The organism is Bombilactobacillus mellis, from assembly GCF_000967245.1.
Lineage (GTDB): Bacteria > Bacillota > Bacilli > Lactobacillales > Lactobacillaceae > Bombilactobacillus > Bombilactobacillus mellis.
In genome coordinates this window covers 60198-77023 of record NZ_KQ033877.1, presented here as the reverse complement: position 1 = coordinate 77023, position 16826 = coordinate 60198, and the positions used below count along the sequence as shown (strand labels likewise).

At 37.4% G+C, this 16826-nt stretch carries 17 protein-coding genes; 9 read left to right on the top strand and 8 right to left on the bottom strand.

All coding sequences use genetic code 11. From position 1 onward, the window contains the following. The first annotated feature begins 424 nt into the window (after nt 1-424). Nucleotides 425-1273, top strand: coding sequence for an aldo/keto reductase (locus tag JG29_RS00345; protein WP_045921994.1), 849 nt, complete (start codon nt 425-427; stop codon nt 1271-1273). A gap of 51 nt (nt 1274-1324) precedes the next feature. Here JG29_RS00345 and JG29_RS00340 read toward each other — a convergent pair whose 3' ends face one another. After that, complete coding sequence (locus JG29_RS00340) at nt 1325-2548, bottom strand: MFS transporter (protein WP_045921993.1); 1224 nt, start codon at nt 2546-2548, stop codon at nt 1325-1327. Nucleotides 2549-2739: 191 nt separating this feature from the next. Here JG29_RS00340 and pyrF point away from each other — a divergent pair, with 191 nt between their 5' ends. Together pyrF and pyrE are read left to right on the top strand one after the other, a co-directional pair. Beyond that, entirely contained in the window at nt 2740-3453 is a 714-nt protein-coding gene (gene pyrF / locus JG29_RS00335; RefSeq protein WP_045921992.1) for an orotidine-5'-phosphate decarboxylase, read from the top strand. Next, nucleotides 3453-4085 carry an orotate phosphoribosyltransferase gene (gene pyrE / locus JG29_RS00330; protein WP_045921991.1) on the top strand — a complete coding sequence of 211 codons (633 nt, stop codon included), beginning with the start codon at nt 3453-3455 and terminating at the stop codon, nt 4083-4085. Before pyrF ends, pyrE begins: the two co-directional genes overlap by 1 nt. Here the strand turns inward: pyrE and JG29_RS00325 are convergent. Beyond that, nucleotides 4082-4705 (bottom strand): histidine phosphatase family protein, encoded by a 624-nt coding sequence (locus JG29_RS00325; RefSeq protein WP_052696254.1) that lies wholly within the window; start codon nt 4703-4705, stop codon nt 4082-4084. The two genes, pyrE and JG29_RS00325, sit on opposite strands and share 4 nt — an antisense overlap. Before the next feature lie 175 nt (nt 4706-4880). On the opposite strand from JG29_RS00325, the gene JG29_RS00320 reads away from it, so the two are divergent. Continuing rightward, nucleotides 4881-6149, top strand: coding sequence for a uracil-xanthine permease family protein (locus tag JG29_RS00320; RefSeq protein ID WP_045921990.1), 1269 nt, complete (start codon nt 4881-4883; stop codon nt 6147-6149). A gap of 25 nt (nt 6150-6174) precedes the next feature. On the opposite strand, the gene JG29_RS08865 is transcribed toward JG29_RS00320, so the two are convergent. The 3 genes from JG29_RS08865 to JG29_RS00310 form a co-directional block, all read right to left on the bottom strand. Further along, nucleotides 6175-6342, bottom strand: a complete 168-nt coding sequence (locus tag JG29_RS08865; RefSeq protein ID WP_232297062.1) for a hypothetical protein — start codon at nt 6340-6342, stop codon at nt 6175-6177. Next, nucleotides 6335-6574: a hypothetical protein gene (locus tag JG29_RS08860; protein WP_232297061.1), complete on the bottom strand. Its 240-nt coding sequence runs from the start codon at nt 6572-6574 to the stop codon at nt 6335-6337. Before JG29_RS08860 ends, JG29_RS08865 begins: the two co-directional genes overlap by 8 nt. A gap of 333 nt (nt 6575-6907) precedes the next feature. After that, on the bottom strand, nt 6908-8197 hold the full coding sequence (locus JG29_RS00310; protein WP_282431995.1) for a nucleobase:cation symporter-2 family protein: 1290 nt from the start codon (nt 8195-8197) through the stop codon (nt 6908-6910). 173 nt (nt 8198-8370) lie between these two features. Here JG29_RS00310 and JG29_RS00305 point away from each other — a divergent pair, with 173 nt between their 5' ends. After that, complete coding sequence (locus JG29_RS00305) at nt 8371-9801, top strand: C69 family dipeptidase (protein ID WP_282431994.1); 1431 nt, start codon at nt 8371-8373, stop codon at nt 9799-9801. A gap of 127 nt (nt 9802-9928) precedes the next feature. Here JG29_RS00305 and JG29_RS00300 read toward each other — a convergent pair whose 3' ends face one another. After that, complete coding sequence (locus tag JG29_RS00300) at nt 9929-10144, bottom strand: P8 family protein (RefSeq protein ID WP_045921986.1); 216 nt, start codon at nt 10142-10144, stop codon at nt 9929-9931. Between the two features lie 202 nt (nt 10145-10346). Here JG29_RS00300 and JG29_RS00295 point away from each other — a divergent pair, with 202 nt between their 5' ends. Next, a complete protein-coding gene (locus JG29_RS00295) occupies nt 10347-11345 on the top strand; it encodes a D-2-hydroxyacid dehydrogenase (RefSeq protein ID WP_045921985.1) in 999 nt (332 codons plus the stop codon). A gap of 82 nt (nt 11346-11427) precedes the next feature. Here JG29_RS00295 and JG29_RS00290 read toward each other — a convergent pair whose 3' ends face one another. After that, complete coding sequence (locus JG29_RS00290) at nt 11428-12849, bottom strand: APC family permease (RefSeq protein WP_045921984.1); 1422 nt, start codon at nt 12847-12849, stop codon at nt 11428-11430. A 248-nt stretch (nt 12850-13097) separates the two neighbouring features. After that, the gene (locus tag JG29_RS08725; RefSeq protein WP_156961594.1) at nt 13098-13259 is read right to left on the bottom strand and encodes a hypothetical protein; all 162 of its coding nucleotides are present in this window, start codon (nt 13257-13259) and stop codon (nt 13098-13100) included. A 156-nt stretch (nt 13260-13415) separates the two neighbouring features. On the opposite strand from JG29_RS08725, the gene JG29_RS00285 reads away from it, so the two are divergent. The 3 genes from JG29_RS00285 (at nt 13416) to JG29_RS00275 (ending at nt 16725) form a co-directional block, all read left to right on the top strand. Beyond that, the gene (locus JG29_RS00285) at nt 13416-13883 is read left to right on the top strand and encodes a MarR family winged helix-turn-helix transcriptional regulator (RefSeq protein ID WP_045921983.1); all 468 of its coding nucleotides are present in this window, start codon (nt 13416-13418) and stop codon (nt 13881-13883) included. Beyond that, nucleotides 13861-14799, top strand: a complete 939-nt coding sequence (locus tag JG29_RS00280; RefSeq protein ID WP_045921982.1) for a nucleoside hydrolase — start codon at nt 13861-13863, stop codon at nt 14797-14799. The genes JG29_RS00285 and JG29_RS00280 overlap by 23 nt, the downstream gene beginning before the upstream one ends. A 99-nt stretch (nt 14800-14898) precedes the next feature. Further along, nucleotides 14899-16725, top strand: coding sequence for a heavy metal translocating P-type ATPase (locus tag JG29_RS00275; RefSeq protein WP_045921981.1), 1827 nt, complete (start codon nt 14899-14901; stop codon nt 16723-16725). Nucleotides 16726-16826 lie beyond the last annotated feature (101 nt).

The window sequence follows — 16826 nt, the reverse complement described above, 5'->3', positions numbered from 1 at the left end:
ATTATTAATGGAATGGATATTTTCTACATTATGTTCCCTGACATTCCAATGTTCCGCTCATTTACCCGCTTCTAGGCGATAAATATCGCAAACTTTATTAATTTGTCCTGTGCCTAGCGTACATTTAAAAAACACATATACCATATTTTGGTCGGTACTGATATTAATAATGTCGATTTGAGGCTGCATTTTGAGAAAGCAGGTAATAAATTCTCGAAAACCGGCCTTACCATTTTTAGCGGTCGGATTATGTTATAAATAATCATCTTTCATATAGTCATCCAGGTTGGCTAAATTACCAGCTGGAAAAACCTTTTGATAGAATTTGGTAACATATCCATTTCAGCTCACCTTTTTATAAATATTCCCGGTTTTTATAATGGATTTAATATTTCAGAGTCAGTCCAAAGAAAGGAAAATTACAATGAAAACTATTACGATTAATCATCAAGAATTACCAGCATTGGGTATTGGAACTTGGGAGATGGGCGACGATGACAACGCTTTGGATGCCGAAATTGCCAGTATCCGCGCAGGATTGGATGCTGGTTTAAAAGTTATTGATACTGCGGAAATGTATGGAAATGGGCGTTCAGAAAAACTAGTGGGCCAAGCTATTAAACCGTATCAAAGATCGAATATCTTTCTCATTTCTAAAGTTTTACCCCAAAACGCTTCGGCAAAAAGAATGCGGCAAAGTTTAACCGCCAGTCTCCAACGTTTACAAACTGATTATCTCGATTTATATCTGTACCATTGGCGTGGCTCAGTGTCTTTGCAAGAAACCGTAGCAACTTTACAAGACCTTCAAAAAGAAGGAAAAATTCGAGCTTGGGGTGTCTCTAATTTTGATATTGGTGATATGCAAGAACTCTGGCAATTGTCAGCGGGCAAGAATGTTGCCGCTAATGAAGATTTATATAATCTTGAAACTCGCGGCATTGAATATAGTCTTCTGCCTTGGCAAAACCAGCATCAAATCCCTTTAATTGCCTATAGTCCTTTGGGACGTGGTCCCAAAATGGGCAGTACAATGATGCAAAATCCGGCTGTACTACAGGTTGCTCAACAGCATCATGCTAGTGCTTATCAAATTTTATTAGCTTGGGTTATTAATCAACCTCACGTTTTAGCTATTCCTAAAAGTAGCAGTGCACAGCATCTTTTAGATAATGCCCAAGCTTTAAATATTGAATTAACATCCGCTGATTTAAAAATATTAGAAAAAGCATATCCTAAACCTACTCAAAAAGAACCATTGGCCATTTATTAAAAATAAAAAAAGTGAAGCTCAAAGTCTTCACTTTTTTATTATCTTAATTCTTTAGTTAAAATGCCGTAAATTAGGAATAGACAGCATTACCAAAAAGCTTAGGCAATATAACAAAGCTAAAAATCCCATGACTACCACTAACGTATAGTGATCCATTAAAAAGCCGATCACTACTGAAGAAAAGCCACCAATAGCGCGCCCCACGTTAACAATGACATTATTAGCAGTAGAGCGAATTTCTGTAGGATAAAGGCGGCTAATAATGGCTCCATAACCACCAAACATCCCATTGGAAAAGAAACCTAATACGGCTCCGGCCAACAGCATTGTTATTTCATTTACTACAATAGTAATACTAAAGACCGATAAAGCCGAAGCTAATAGAAAAATACCGAAGGCTCTGCGCGGACCAAAGTAATCTAAAATCCTCCCAAAAGTCATCATGCCAATACTCATGCCAACAATAGTAGCAATCATCCATAACGAAGATCCCGCTACAGTGAGGCCTAATTTCTTTTGCATAATTGTCGGTAGCCAATTCATAAGGCCAAAATAACCCGCAATTTGAACTACTACCATAAACATTAACGACACAGTTTGCAGTGCTAAAGGTCCTGTCTTAAACAAGGTCCCAACTTTAGGTCGCTGTTTAGTAGTGGTTTGTTTTTGCACAGCTATAAATTCAGCACTTTCATGGACATGCCGCCGAATAAAATAAGTTAAAACAACAGGAATTACTCCTAATAAAAATAAGGCTCGCCAGCCTAAAGTAGGAATAATGGCCGCAGCAGCAATTGCTGCCAAAATAGAACCAATCTGACCACCGATGGCAGCAATAGAAGTCATCGTGCCAATATGATGCTGGGCAAAATTTTCGGCAATTAAGGTGATTCCGACTCCATATTCCCCACCGGCACCTACACCGGCTAAAAAGCGAAAGAGATAAATCATAGTAATATTTTGCGCCCAATACATTGCTGCAGTAGCAGCCGCAAAAATAAAGATCGTGTAAGAAAATGTTTTGACACGTCCATACCGATCACCGATTAAACCAAATAAAATACCGCCAGCCAACATTCCTAAATTCGTAATGGAGGAAATTAATCCTGCCTCAGCTCCATGTAAATGCAGATTAGCAGCAATAGAAGATAGTGCAAACGATAAAAACATTACATCCATATTTTCTAAAGCAAAACCGGCAGAAGTCGAAGCAATTGTCCATTTTTGATTAGTAGTTAACGTGCGGTCTTTTTGATGTATTAAAGCTGTCGCCATTTTTTTACCTCCAAAATGAATGCTCGCGGGCATTCGTTATTTTTTCTGGTACTATTCAAATTGACTATATCGTGCCACAAATTTTTATAAAAGGCAACAGTAAATTTATAATTTTTAATATTATTCGGATTTGACGAACATCAAAAAATAGTTTAAGCTGTCTCCAGTTTATCTGAAGAAAGGTGATTGTTATGGGGCCAATATTTATTGCTCTGGATTTCGGTACAATTCAAGAAGTAGAAGATTTTTTGGATCTTTTTGAACCAGCAGAACCTTTAGCGGTCAAAGTAGGAATGGAATTTTATTACGCTGCGGGACCTCAGATAATTAAACGTCTGCGCCAACGAGGTTTAACTATCTTTTTGGACCTCAAACTCTATGATATTCCTCATACAGTTGAACAGGCCGCTTATCAGCTGGCCTGCCAGCAAATTGATTATTTGACTATTCATGCCGCAGGCGGATCGCAAATGATCCAAAGTGCTAAAAGAGGATTAATCAATGGTAGTCATACAGTTCATTCCCCTATTCCGCAACTATTGGCTATTACAAAATTAACTTCCTTATCCCAGACCCAAATGCAAACTGAACAACAAATTAACGCCAGTCTGCCAGCTGCCGTCACCCATCTAGCCCAATTAGCGCGAGACAATGGAGCCGACGGTGTCATTTGTTCTGCTCAAGAAAATCAACAAATTCATCAAGCTACCGCTGCTAACTTTTTGTGTATCAATCCGGGTATTCGCTTACAAAAAGATTCTCAAGATGATCAGCAGCGCATTGCTACTCCCCAAGCGGCTAAAGCCTGGGGTAGTAATGGTTTGGTTATTGGCCGCCCAATTACCCAAGCAGCTGATCCCGTAGCTACTTATCACCAAATTTTACAACAATGGAGGCAAAATTAATGAATAAGCAAAACATCTCTACAGCAATTGCCCAAGATTTATTACAGATTCAAGCCGTTACTCTCAGACCACAGCAGCCTTTTACTTGGGCTAGTGGTTTAAAATCACCCATTTATACTGATAATCGTAAAACTATTGCCTTTCCTGAAGTTCGTAGTCATATTGCGGCAGGTTTAGTGCAATTAATCCAGCATTACTATCCGCAAACTACAGTAATTGCTGGTGTCGCTACGGCTGGTATTCCGCATGCCGCCTTAGTAGCTGATCGCTTGAACTTACCTTTAAGTTATGTTCGACCGCAACCTAAAGATCATGGCACGGGTCAACAGATTGAAGGCCAAATTAGTAATGGGGATCAAGTAGTTCTGATTGATGATTTGATTTCTACAGGCGGCAGCGTTCTGCAAGCAGCTCAAGTAGTTCAAAAAGTAGCTCCGGTTATTGGAGTCGCTGCAATTTTTAGTTATAATTTACCTGATAGTCAGCTTAACTTTAGCCAGGCCCAGATCAGTCTACATACTTTAACTGACTATTCGGCTCTCATTACTACCGCGCATCAGCAGGGAAAAATTTCTCCTCAAGAGCTGCAATTATTACAGAAATGGCATCAAGATCCCCACAATTGGCCTTAAGAATGAAAGAATTCAGCTGGTGCTACTCGATTATAGTAAAGTAAAAAGGCTTTTCCAGTTTGTTCTTGCACCCGTAAGCCAATCACACCAGCATTACGAATCTGCATTACTTGACTGATTTCATCAATACCGAATACGGTTTGTATTAATGAGCGAGAAACCGTACCATGACAGACTACCAAAACTGCTTTATGGGCATTATTTGCAATAAGATCTTGCCAAAATGATTGAACTCGCTCTCCCAAATGGGCATAAGATTCGCCGCGACAGTAATCACTATAATTGTCTTTTAAATAACCTTGCTCATCAAAGACTTGCGGATACTGCTGATAAACTTGTTGGGCCGCTACGCCGTCCCAATCACCATAATCGATTTCTTGTAGGCGCTCATCGACTTCAATTTGATGGTAACCATTGTTAAGAATTTCCGCTGTTTGTAAAGCTCGTTTCATTGGACTGGAATAGACCCGGTTGATTTTTTGAATAGCAAAACTTTGCTGTAATTCTTGAACTTGTTTGATACCAACGGCATTCAAGGGTAGATTAGTGGAGGCTCCATTAATTCTTTGTTCTTTGTTTGTATCAGTTTCTCCATGACGGACAATATATACTTCAATCATCCCTTTACTCCTTCAAAAGTTATTATTGACATAAATGACAATTAGTTTTATTATAACAAAAATAAATCCTTTAATAATAGTCCCGTGAGACTATGAAGGAGCTTGCTAATCCTAAATAATATTAGTTAACCCTCATAGTCTCAACTATGAGGGTTTTTAATTTTTAGGAGGCATTATGACTACTAAACAAGATGATATTTTAATGGATATTACTGATCGGCCTAGTTGGGGACATTGGCTGGGCTTATCCATCCAGCATTTATTTGCTATGTTTGGTTCCACAGTTCTAGTTCCAATTTTAGTCGGTTTAAATCCGGGAATTGCTTTATTCAGCTCTGGAGTTGGCACTTTACTCTATATTTTAATTACTAAAGGTAAAATTCCGGCATACATGAGTTCTAGTTTTTCTTTTATTGTTCCTATGATCGCCCTGATGAAAACCGTTGGCTATCCCGGTATTGCTCAAGGAACAATTGCTGTAGGATTAGTTTATCTAATTACTGCTTTAATTGTGGGATTAATTGGATCCCAATGGATCGATAAAGCTTTGCCACCAATTGTGGTTGGTCCTATTATCATGGTAATTGGATTGTCTTTAGCTGCCACTGCGGCCAAAGATGCCACTATGAATGGCAGTCATTATGACCTCAAATATTTTATTGTCGCTATGGCAACAGCTTTAATTACGATTTTTTTTAACATGTATCTCAAAGGCTTTTGGAGCCAAGTAGCCATTCTTCTGGGTATCATTGTGGGCTATTTAATTGCTGTTCTGTGCGGTTTGGTCGATTTTACTCCGATCGCCAAAACCCCTTGGTTTCAAGTACCCAATTTTCAAATTCCTTATTTGACCTATCAGCCGCACTTTTACTGGGGAGCTATTTTAAGTCTGGCTCCGATTGCTTTTGTTACTATGACGGAACATATGGGACATATCATGGTCTTAGATGGTTTAACTCATCGGAATTTCTTTCATGACCCTGGTTTAAATCATACCTTGGCCGGTGACGGCACTGCCTCCATTATTGCCGGATTGATTGGTGGGCCGCCAATTACAAGTTACGGTGAAAATATTGGCGTAATGGCCATTACTAAAATCTACAGTATTTGGGTCATCGGCGGAGCTGCCTGCTTAGCTATTATTTTTGGCTTTGTCGGCAAACTTAGTGCCTTAATTCAAAGTATTCCTTCACCAGTTATCGGGGGAATTAGTTTTCTATTATTTGGTGTGATTGCTTCCAGTGGTCTCCGGATTTTAATTGACAATCAGGTTGATTTCAATCAAAAGCGAAATCTCATGATTGGTTCTTTAATTCTTGTTATAGGAATTGGAAATGCCTTTTTACAGCTGGGAAAATATCAATTTTCCGGCTTAGCTGTAGCAACGGTTTTAGGAATTATTTTAAATCTGCTGTTACCAGCTCAAGCTGCCAGTGAAAAATAAATATACCCGGCACTACAAAGATTATTCACGCCTGATTTACCCGGTAAGCCAAAGCCCAATTACCTAGCGTCGCTGACCCATTATCTTGGATACGGGGCATCCGTAGATATTCATCCAGTCTGGGCACATGAACATAATCGTTTAACAACAATTTAAATTGCTGCCTGATTTTCCTCAAAAAGTTTTCATTCATTACTCCACCGCCCAAAACAATATTTGCTGGTCGTAAGATCATCGTTTGTTGAATGGCGATGAACTACATAATAAGCCATAATATCCCAGACATGATTTTCTAGCGGTACTTGAGGACCTGAAATCCCTAGTCGTGCTTCAAAAGTCGGCCCAGCAACTAACCCTTCTAAACAATCATGATGATAAGGGCAAATACCAACAAAGTGAGTATTCATCCGGATGACGTTTGACAAAAGTGTATCTCATTTCAAGATGCCCTCTATTCCTTGAAGGATTTTGCCATTACAAATAGCCCCCCACCAACACCAGTTCCAATGGTGTAATAAACTAAAGAAACAATTTTTTCATTATATAAATGTGAAGTAACATACTATCCATAAACTGCAGCATTTACGTCTATTATAAAATACATCGGAATTTTCAACGTCCGTTTAATGGGACCTAAAAATCAGTTTGCCGCCACTTTGCTTTGGAAGTGCCTGTCATCTAAACAATTAGTATTGCCAGCTTAATACTGCCTAGCAGCATAAGTTCTTCTTGTTTTTCTAATTTCTTAATATTTAGAACTATTCTTTATTATCTTTATTATTATTTACACCATTTAACAAAAGATTCATAATGACTGCTGTCATACTGCCAATAACCATCCCATTACTTAAAATGGTTTGCACAGAAGCAGGTAAAAATTGGAATAAATGTGGTTGGGCAGTTACTCCTAAGCCTAAACCGACAGAAACAGCAATGATTAATAAATTCCTAGTGTTCATTTCAACATTAGCCAGCATTTTAATACCTTGAGCTCCAACCATCCCAAACATTACTAACATTGCACCACCTAAAACTGCCGTAGGAATTAGATTAGCAATTGCCCCAACTTTAGGAATCATACCTAAAATAATTAAAAAGACAGCCGAATAATAAACGGGATTTAAGGTTTTAATACCCGATAATTGCACAATACCGACGTTTTGAGAAAAAGTGGAATATGGAAAAGTATTAAATAATCCTCCTAAAATAGCTGCCAGCCCCTCGGAACGATATCCATCTGCTAAATCCCGCTCGTTTAAGTCTTCATGAACAACTTCACTTAAAGCATAATAAACACCCGTCGATTCAATCATGCAGGTTAAAGCTGCTAAAATCATTGTCGCAATTGATGACCATTCAAAGTGAGGTGCCGAAAAATAAAATAAACGCGGTATTTGAAACCATTGAGCGGCACTGACAGAGGCAAAGCCGACCTGGCCTAGAATAACAGCAATGATTGTGCCAATAATAATTCCTAATAAAACTGCTATTTGCTGGATAAAACCATGAGTCCAGATATTTAGGCAAATAATAATTAAAGCGGTAATAAGACCTAAAAATAAATTGGTGGGATCTCCAAAATTTTTAGCACTATTATCACCGCCACCAATATTTTGAAAGGCTACCGGTATAAGTGTAAAGCCAACCAGTGTGATTAAAGATCCGGTTACTATGGTCGGGAAAAAACGACGCAATTTGGCAAAAATTCCAGAAATTAAAAAAATGAAAATTCCGGCCGCGATAATACCGCCATACATATATCCCGGTCCCAAGGTTTTACCAATATGCTGCAGGGGAGCTACATATTCTACAGCACATCCCAAAACTACAGGTAAACCAATTCCTGTCCATGGCGTCCGCTTAATTTGCAATAAAGTCGCGATACCACACATAAAAATGTCCGCAGAGATTAAATATGTCATTTGCTTAGCATTAAATCCTAAGGCTCCACCAACTAAAAGTGGTACTAAGATATCTCCTGAATACATTGCTAACAAATGCTGTAATCCTAAAATTGCTGTTTTTATAACCGCTTGCTGCTTTGCCAAAATATTATCCCCCTTATTATCTCATCATTAACTTTACGTTAATTAGGATAACACGCAAAAACAGTATTTTAAATATTAATTAAGCAAAAAACGTTCGGTTTTTATATTTATAAATTAAAAATTTCCAGATGAGTATGCTAAACTGTGTTTATGAAATAAAGGAGGAATTTACTGTGTTTTCCAAAAAGCGCACTGCTTGTACGACAATTTTAGTCGGAAAAAAGGCTTCTTTAGATGGTTCCACCATGATTGCCCGTAATGATGACACTTTCCAAGCCGTAGCACCTCATAAATTTGAATATCATCAACCGCAAAACAATCAACAAAAAGTTATTGTTAAGTCTTGGCTTAATAATTTTCAAGCGACTATTCCGGAAAATAGTTACGGTTGGCCTGGAGTGCCAAACGTTGATTATCAACATGAAGGTTATTATGACGAAAGTGGTATTAACACTAAAAACGTCGCTATGTCTGCCACTGAAAGCACTTATGGCAACGAAAGAGCCTTAGCTTATGATCCATTAATCACTGATGGCCTCGATGAAGACTGTATTGTTCGTATGGTTTTACCGTATGTTGATTCTGCTCGTGCAGCCGTACAACGCACCGGCGAACTAATCGCCCAGTTTGGTTCGCCGGCCGGAAATTCGGTTTTGTTTAGTGATAACAATAATGTTTGGTATATGGAAATCGTTACCGGCCATCATTGGGTGGCCCAGCGTATACCAGACGATGCCTACGCTATTGCGGCTAATCGCGTTTCCATCCAACAAGTAGATTTTAACAACCCGCATGAATTCATGTGGTCTTCTGGTATTCAAGAATTCGTAGCTCAATATCATTTAAATACTGATGCTCAAGGCTGGAATTTTCGCCATATTTTTGGGACTAACAATCAAAAAGATCATCATTATAACAATCCGCGCGTCTGGTTCGGGCAAAGATATTTCAATCCGGAAATTAATCAGAATCCTGAAGATGATGAGTTACCATTTATTTGTCATACTAACCATAAGATTTCTGTGGAAGATATCGAATATTTATTAGGCTCTCATTATAATGAAACAGCTTATGATCCTTTACAATCAGGAACTGATCCGAAAAAATATTTATATCGTCCTATTGGTCTGAATCGGACTCAGAATTCACACATTTTACAAATCCGTAATGATGTTGACCCACAATTTGCTGCAATTATGTGGTTATGTTTGGGCTATCCTACTTTTAGTCCTTATTTGCCGTTTTATACTAATATGAATGACACAGATCCTTCCTTTAACGACACTGCCATGACTTTCAATTTAAAAGATGCCTACTGGCTCTATAAGGGCATGTCGGTTTTAGTAGAAGCACACTATAAAGAATTTATCCAAAGTAATATCGACTTTTTAACTCAGTGTCGCCAACAATTTAGAAGCGCAATTGTCCAGACTGACCAAAACGCGCTTCACTATCAGGGAACAGAATTAACGAAGTTTTTAACTCAACAAAATCAAAACTTAGTTCAGACTAATCGACAACAAACTTTGAAATATATGCAGGACTTAATGACTCAAAGTATTAATTTATCGCATTTAACCTTTAATATGGATAAAAATTTATAGCTATTTAAAAAGAACTGGATATCATTTATCCAGTTCTTTTTATTTACAATAACAATGCAATTTCTTATTGATTCAAATAATGTAATCAATAAAAATTTTATTAATACGCTATTAATACAAGCCTAAATTAGCCCTTTAACAGTTTCTCAGCTTCACTGGCTACCTGATCATCAGCCATATCTTCAAACTTTTTCATATCAGTAATAGTCTTTAAGGTATCCTTTTCATTGTTATCCATAAAATGATTCCATAGGGCATCACGGACTGGAGTAGCATCGTCACTCCAATCAAAAACATCACTCATCTTCTTATCTAAAGTTAACGTTTTTTCAGCTTCTGCCATCATTTTGACCTCCTTTGTTAATTACACCCTCATTATAGTGCAATTAATTCTTAATGGTGATAAAAATAAATAATTATTCGATAAATAGATTTTAACTAAATTAATTTCAGAGGCTTTCACAGCCAAATTATTGTATTCGCTTTCACATTATATTAGAATAAACATGGTCCAAAGATTTTAATTTAACTGAGGAGGAACCAGCATGAAAATTGTTAGTTATAGCATTCGTGAAGATGAAATGCCCGCTTTAAAAAATTGGGAAAAAGCTCACCCTGATGTAGAAGTTCAGGTAGAATCAGAACTTTTAACACCGGAAAGTGCTGCCAAAGCTCAAGGAGCAGATGGAGTAGTTGTTTACCAACAAAAGCCTTATACCCGTGAGACATTGCAGGCTTTACATGATGCTGGTATTAATAAAATGTCACTCCGTAATGTGGGTACCGATAATATTGATATGGATGCGGCTAAAGAATTAGGATTCCAAATTACTAATGTACCCGTTTATTCACCCAATGCCATTGCTGAACATACGATTTGGCTTATGGGTCGATTATTAAGAAGGGAACCAGAATATACAGCTAAAATTGCCAAAAGAGACTTACGCTGGGCTCCAGAAATTGGCCGGGAAATGCGGATGCAAACGGTTGGTGTCGTGGGCACAGGACATATTGGCCGCGTCGTTATTGATATTTTAAAAGGGTTTGGTGCCAAGGTTGTCTGTTATGATGTTTATCAAAATGACCAGCTAAAAGCTGAGGGTTTATATGTTGACAGCTTAGAAGAACTATATCAACAAGCTGATATTATTACCCTTCACGTCCCTTCACTTAAAGAGAATATTCATATGATTAATGATGATACTATTGCGCAAATGAAAGATGGAGTTATCATTGTTAATGCTGCTCGGGGCGATTTAATTGATACGGATGCCTTAATTCGTGGTTTAGACAGCGGAAAAATTAAAGCCGCAGGTTTGGATGTTTATGAAAAAGAAGTGGGCGTCTTTAATGAAGATTGGGAAGGCAAACAGTTCCCAGATGAACGCTTGGATAACTTATTAAACCGCAAAAATGTGATTGTGACTCCACATACCGCTTTTTACACTGAAACTGCTGTGAAAAACATGGTCGAAATTTCTCATAATTGCAACGTTCAGTTAATTAAGGGCGAAAAAGCAGATAACACTGTTGAATTAGGATAATAAAATTGCAATAAAATTTGTCGAAGGTATTACTAAATTATTTAGTAATGCCTTCTTTATATTTATCCAACTGTGATTATGACTACTGCTGAGAATTTTTCTTTAATTTACTAAGAATGTCAGAACCTAATAATTCTTGAACATCTAAAGGCCGCTTGAGTGAGCCTAAATAAACTGCCAAACCTAAAAGCGCCCACAAAACCAAAAGAACATATTCACTAGGCCAAGCTAAAGAATATTTAGTGACTGGTAATAATGATACTAAAGCTACTATTAAAGCACCTAATCCACCCAAAAATGGCAGTAAGAGGTAACGATTACGAAAGCCCGCTTTTAAATCTGGATATTGCTGTCTAATTTTCATTAAACAAAGAGTATTGAAAGCCCAAGCCAAAGCAATCAAAAAACCGCCGATATCTAAAAAGTAGATCAAAGCCCCCTTACCCATCCAGCCAATGGCCAAAACTAAAAATAAAATTAAACTAGTAGCGCGATAAGGTGTTTGATACTGAGGATGAACCTTAGCAAACCATTGTGGTAAAATATTGCCTCGAGTCAAAGAAAATAATAATCGAGAAGAAGCAGAAAATAAATTCAAAAAACCGGTCATCAAACCTAAGAAGGCAATAATAAAAGCTAAATCTCCTAAAATCGGAAAACCAGCGTGGTTAAAGGCGTCAATTGTGCCCATAGATAAGTGGGCCGTTTTTGTCCACGGCCAAATCCAAGCTGAGGAAAGTAAGACACCGATATAGTAAGAGGCCGCAATAACAATTGAAAAAATCACAATCAAGCCAATTTTTTTGGCTGGCATTTGGGCCTCTTCCGCTAATGCAGCCACTGATTCCCAGCCAGTTAAAAAGGTCATGGCCGGAATCACGAATCGGATAATAGCCGGCACAGGCTGTTGGTGGGCATTAAAAGCTGGCCAAAAATTATGAAAAGAGCCCTTAGTAAAACCCACAATCATCAGAATTAATCCTAAAATCACTAATCCCAATAATAATAATATTTGCACCTGACTGGCAATTTTAGCCCCCCGATAAGTTAAAAAATAGACTCCTAAAGTAATCATGACTCCTATCAGTAACTGTAAAAAAGAAATTCGCATACCCGCAAAAGTATAACCAGGGCCTTGAGCTATTTGCGGCCAAATACGCGCTAATAATAGCCCTGAAGCGGTTACATAAAATCCCAAGGAACTGATATATCCACCTAATAAAGTCCAAGCAGCAAACAGTGCCCCAGGTTTTCCAAAAGCCACATAGCCATAAACTACTTCCCCACCGGAACGCACAAATATGGTTGCTAATTCCGCAAACGATAAAGCAGCTAAAATAGCTAAAACTGCGGCCGCCAACATCCCAAAAATTTCTCCGCCAGCACCATATTCTCGAAAAAACTGACTATTAGTATAAATCCAACTACTACCAATAGTTCCCCCAGCTCCTAAAGAAATTAATCCCCAGGAACTAATATTTTTACCAACATTTTTTGTACTCATTAGTTTACTCCTAATTGAACCTTTATCTTTTTACTTCAACCAGACAAGATACGATCAACTACTGATCAATAGTCGATTTTTCAATCAAGAAAGCGCAATCTTTATAGAAACTTAACTGTAAGCGATATTAATATAAATGTCAATCATAAATTGATTTTTTTAAGCTTTTGTTTAACAAGAGTCTAAGAAAACATTGGGAAAATAAAAAAACTAAAATCAAAGTTGATTTTAGTTTTTTTGCTGATCAATTATTTTTTAGCAGACTTCTTAGCTGCAGCAGCTTTTTTCATATCATTAAGACCGTTCATTAAAAATGAGACTACTTCATCATTATGCTGCCGACGTTTCATTGAATTCAATTTGGATGTCGGACGACGACGTCCCGTCACACCTTTATGTGTGTTAACCATGATGTGTCCACCTCCCCGATCGTTAGTCTAACTCCTTTATTTTAAGAGAAAGGTCTTCAATATTCAAGCATAATTCCCATTTAATAATATAAAAACTAGGTGTGAGAAATGAATTTTATTGGTTAGTGTGCTAACATAATAATGGAGGTGCTGCTAATGACGGAAAATGTTATTCACGCAATTAAGATTGTTTCTAATCAATTATCTCGCAAAATGAACAAATTCGCTAAACAGTTTGGTTTAACTGGGGTTCAAATTCAAATTATCGATTATCTTAACCATTTACCCCAAAATCAATTTGTTTATCAGAAAGACGTCGAACATGAATTCAATATTCGTCGTTCGACTGCAACTAGCGTTCTGCAAAAAATGGAAGAAAATCAGTTGATTATGCGCAATGTTTCTCCTTCAGATTCTAGAATTAAAATAATTTCGGCTCTTCCTAAAGCTGAGGAATTACAGCCGCAAATATCGCAATTTTTGGCAGAAACCAACACCGATTTATTGAACAGTATCAGTACTTTTCAACGTCGCGGGTTTTTAAAGGCACTCAATAAAATTTCTAATGAGTTAACCACTGAAGAAAAAAAGGAGTATAAAAATGAAACAGAACATCGTCTTTGATTGTGATCCCGGTAGTGATGATTCTATTGCTATTTTAGAAACCTTTGCTCATCCTGAAGCTTTACAAGTTTTGGGGATGACTACAGTTGGGGGCAATGGTATCTTAGCCAACGTTACTAAAAACTTGCAACATTTATTATGGTTTTTAAAACAAGAAGTCCCAATAGCTCCTGGACAAGCGACTCCGATCATTAAAAACTTGCAAAATGCCACCGATATTCATGGAGAAAATGGTCTAGCAGGTCCTACTTTTCCTGCAGAAGCAGATAAGTATCCCCTAGCCAGTAATAATGGGGTAACTTTTTTACATCAAATTATTAGTCAAAGTTCTACTCCAATTACTATTGTTGCAACCGCTCCGTTAACCAATATTGCTTTATTATTGAAGGTTTTTCCGGAAGATAGAGAAAATATTCAACAAATAGTAATTATGGGAGGAAGCTTAAGTAAAGGCAATGTCACACCACAGGCTGAATTCAATTTCTTTGTTGATCCTGATGCAGCGGACATTGTTCTTACATCGGGCTTACCAATTGTTTTATGCGGACTTGATGTTACAAATAATACCGGTCTAAGTTCAGAACAAATTAAAACATTAGAGCATCGTGGTCCTGCTAGTCAATTAGCCTACGAAATTCTCACACCCTACTTTCAAGCAGAAAAAGGTGAAGGACTAAAACGAGCAGCAATTCACGACTTAGCCACAATTACCTATTTATTAGATCCTACCATTTATCAAGGAGAACATTATCAATTGCATGTTAATAGTAGTTGGGGTGAATTACGCGGCCAAGTCGAAATTAATTCTACGACTGAAGGTTCTGCTAACGTTCTTGTTTTAAAGAAAGTTGATATTGAAAGAGCTTCCCAATTACTACTGGATTCACTAGCACTTTTAGATCAAAAATTGCGTTAAATTTTTTTAAAAAAAGTAAAAATAATTTACAGAATGTCATAGCTAGTTTATAATCATTATAAACTAGTTTTTATATATATTTTGGGAAGCGATGAATAAATGCATTTTCGTAAATTAATGGTTATTTTTGGAATTGGTATTTTAGCGTTGATTCTAGAATTTGGCTTTCACCTCAATCTTTGGGCGCAAATTCTGATCAGTATTGTAGGAATTACTCTAGCCGTCTCCATGACAATTGAAATGATAAAAACCTTACGTTCTGGCAAGTACGGTGTCGATCTTTTGGCTATTATGGCTATTTTATCAACTTTAGCAGTCGGTCAATATTGGGCCAGCTTAATTATTTTATTAATGTTAGTCGGCGGCGATACTTTGGAAGATTATGCTGCTAATAAAGCTGGTAGTGAATTAAAAGCGCTGTTGGAACATGCTCCGGAAAAAGCCCATATCATTCAGGCTGATGGCAGCATTAAAGATACAACGTTAGAGGAAGTCCAAATTGGAGATCAGCTTATTGTTAAACCGGGAGAACAAGTACCAGTTGACGGTGTCGTAACTAAAGGCAGCGGAACTTTTGATGAATCATCATTAACTGGAGAATCCAAGCCAGTAGAAAAGCAAATAAAAAGTGAATTAATGTCTGGTTCAATCAATGGTAATAGTGCCATTGAATATAAAGCAACTAAGTTGGCTTCTGATTCACAATATCAGAAAATTATTCGTCTGGTTAGAGAATCACAGAATCAACCAGCGCATTTTGTGCGACTAGCAGATCGTTATGCGGTTCCTTTCACTATTATTGCACTCATTATTTCCGGCATAGCTTGGATAGTTTCAGGAGATCCCAACCGCTTTGCTCAAGTATTAGTCGTGGCTTCCCCTTGTCCTTTAATTTTAGCAGCACCAATTGCCCTTGTCTCCGGTATGAGTCGAACCAGTCGCAATGGTATTATTGTTAAAAGCGGTACTTCCATTGAAAAAATGGCTTTATTAAAAAAGATCTTTTTTGATAAGACTGGTACTATTACTACAGGTGAGCTTTCCTTAAGTAAGGTTTCTCCTGCTCCAGGATTTACCAAAGAACAATTATTACAATATGCAGCTAGTGTGGAACAGCAATCTAATCATGTTTTAGCAGTTTCTTTGCTGCACGATTATCAAGGGCAGTTGTTACCTCTAAAAAATCTAGAAGAAAAAACAGCGCAAGGCGTTCAAGCTCAAATTCAAGGTAAAATCGTTAAAGCCGGCAAAATGGATTTTGTCAATCCAGGTCACGATGTTCAAAGTAGTGATCCCACGATTTTTGTATCTATTGATGGCCAATATGCTGGTAAAATTACCCTTGTAGATCAGATTAGACCTGAAGCTCAACAAACTATTTCTAACTTAAGAAAACTGAACATTCAACATCTAGAAATGTTAACGGGTGATAATCAAACAACAGCACAAAAAATTTCTCAACATGCAGGCCTGAGTGAATATCATGCTAACTTATTACCTGAAGATAAAATTAAGGCGCTCAAAACTACCCCTAAAGCGCAACGGCCTATGGGTATGGTAGGAGATGGAGTTAACGATGCTCCAGCCTTAGCTATTGCTGATGTCGGGATTGCTATGGGTGCCAAGGGTTCAACAGCTGCAAGCGAATCAGCGGATGTTGTCATCTTAAAAGATGATTTAAGTCGGTTGGTACGAGCCATTATTATTTCCCGGGAAACTATGTCCATTGCTAAACAAGCCGTTTTAATTGGTATTTTCATTTGTACTGCTTTAATGCTCATCGCAGCTTTTGGTATCATTCCGACTATTATTGGGGCTTTGCTACAAGAAGTAATTGATACAGTTTCTATTTTATGGTCCTTGAAAGCTCGTCATGGTAAAACTCATTTTGAAAATCAAGCTTCCACTCATGCCAAAGTAGCTTAATATTATAGTTTTAGTTTCAAAAAGTTGGTTAAATAGTTTTAAGACTATTTAACCAACTTTTTTACATAATTAGTAGCACTCTTTTATAATATGCACTAGAG

Coding starts and splice junctions, on each gene's coding strand:
- JG29_RS00295 (WP_045921985.1), top strand. CDS start 10,347: ATGAAAATTGTTAGTTATAGCATTCGTGAAGATGAAATGCCCGCTTTA.
- pyrF (WP_045921992.1), top strand. CDS start 2,740: ATGGGGCCAATATTTATTGCTCTGGATTTCGGTACAATTCAAGAAGTA.
- JG29_RS00320 (WP_045921990.1), top strand. CDS start 4,881: ATGACTACTAAACAAGATGATATTTTAATGGATATTACTGATCGGCCT.
- JG29_RS08865 (WP_232297062.1), bottom strand. CDS start 6,342: ATGAATGAAAACTTTTTGAGGAAAATCAGGCAGCAATTTAAATTGTTG.
- JG29_RS00290 (WP_045921984.1), bottom strand. CDS start 12,849: ATGAGTACAAAAAATGTTGGTAAAAATATTAGTTCCTGGGGATTAATT.
- JG29_RS08725 (WP_156961594.1), bottom strand. CDS start 13,259: ATGGTTAACACACATAAAGGTGTGACGGGACGTCGTCGTCCGACATCC.
- JG29_RS00300 (WP_045921986.1), bottom strand. CDS start 10,144: ATGGCAGAAGCTGAAAAAACGTTAACTTTAGATAAGAAGATGAGTGAT.
- JG29_RS00285 (WP_045921983.1), top strand. CDS start 13,416: ATGACGGAAAATGTTATTCACGCAATTAAGATTGTTTCTAATCAATTA.
- JG29_RS00345 (WP_045921994.1), top strand. CDS start 425: ATGAAAACTATTACGATTAATCATCAAGAATTACCAGCATTGGGTATT.
- JG29_RS00280 (WP_045921982.1), top strand. CDS start 13,861: ATGAAACAGAACATCGTCTTTGATTGTGATCCCGGTAGTGATGATTCT.
- JG29_RS00325 (WP_052696254.1), bottom strand. CDS start 4,705: ATGATTGAAGTATATATTGTCCGTCATGGAGAAACTGATACAAACAAA.
- pyrE (WP_045921991.1), top strand. CDS start 3,453: ATGAATAAGCAAAACATCTCTACAGCAATTGCCCAAGATTTATTACAG.
- JG29_RS00275 (WP_045921981.1), top strand. CDS start 14,899: ATGCATTTTCGTAAATTAATGGTTATTTTTGGAATTGGTATTTTAGCG.
- JG29_RS00340 (WP_045921993.1), bottom strand. CDS start 2,548: ATGGCGACAGCTTTAATACATCAAAAAGACCGCACGTTAACTACTAAT.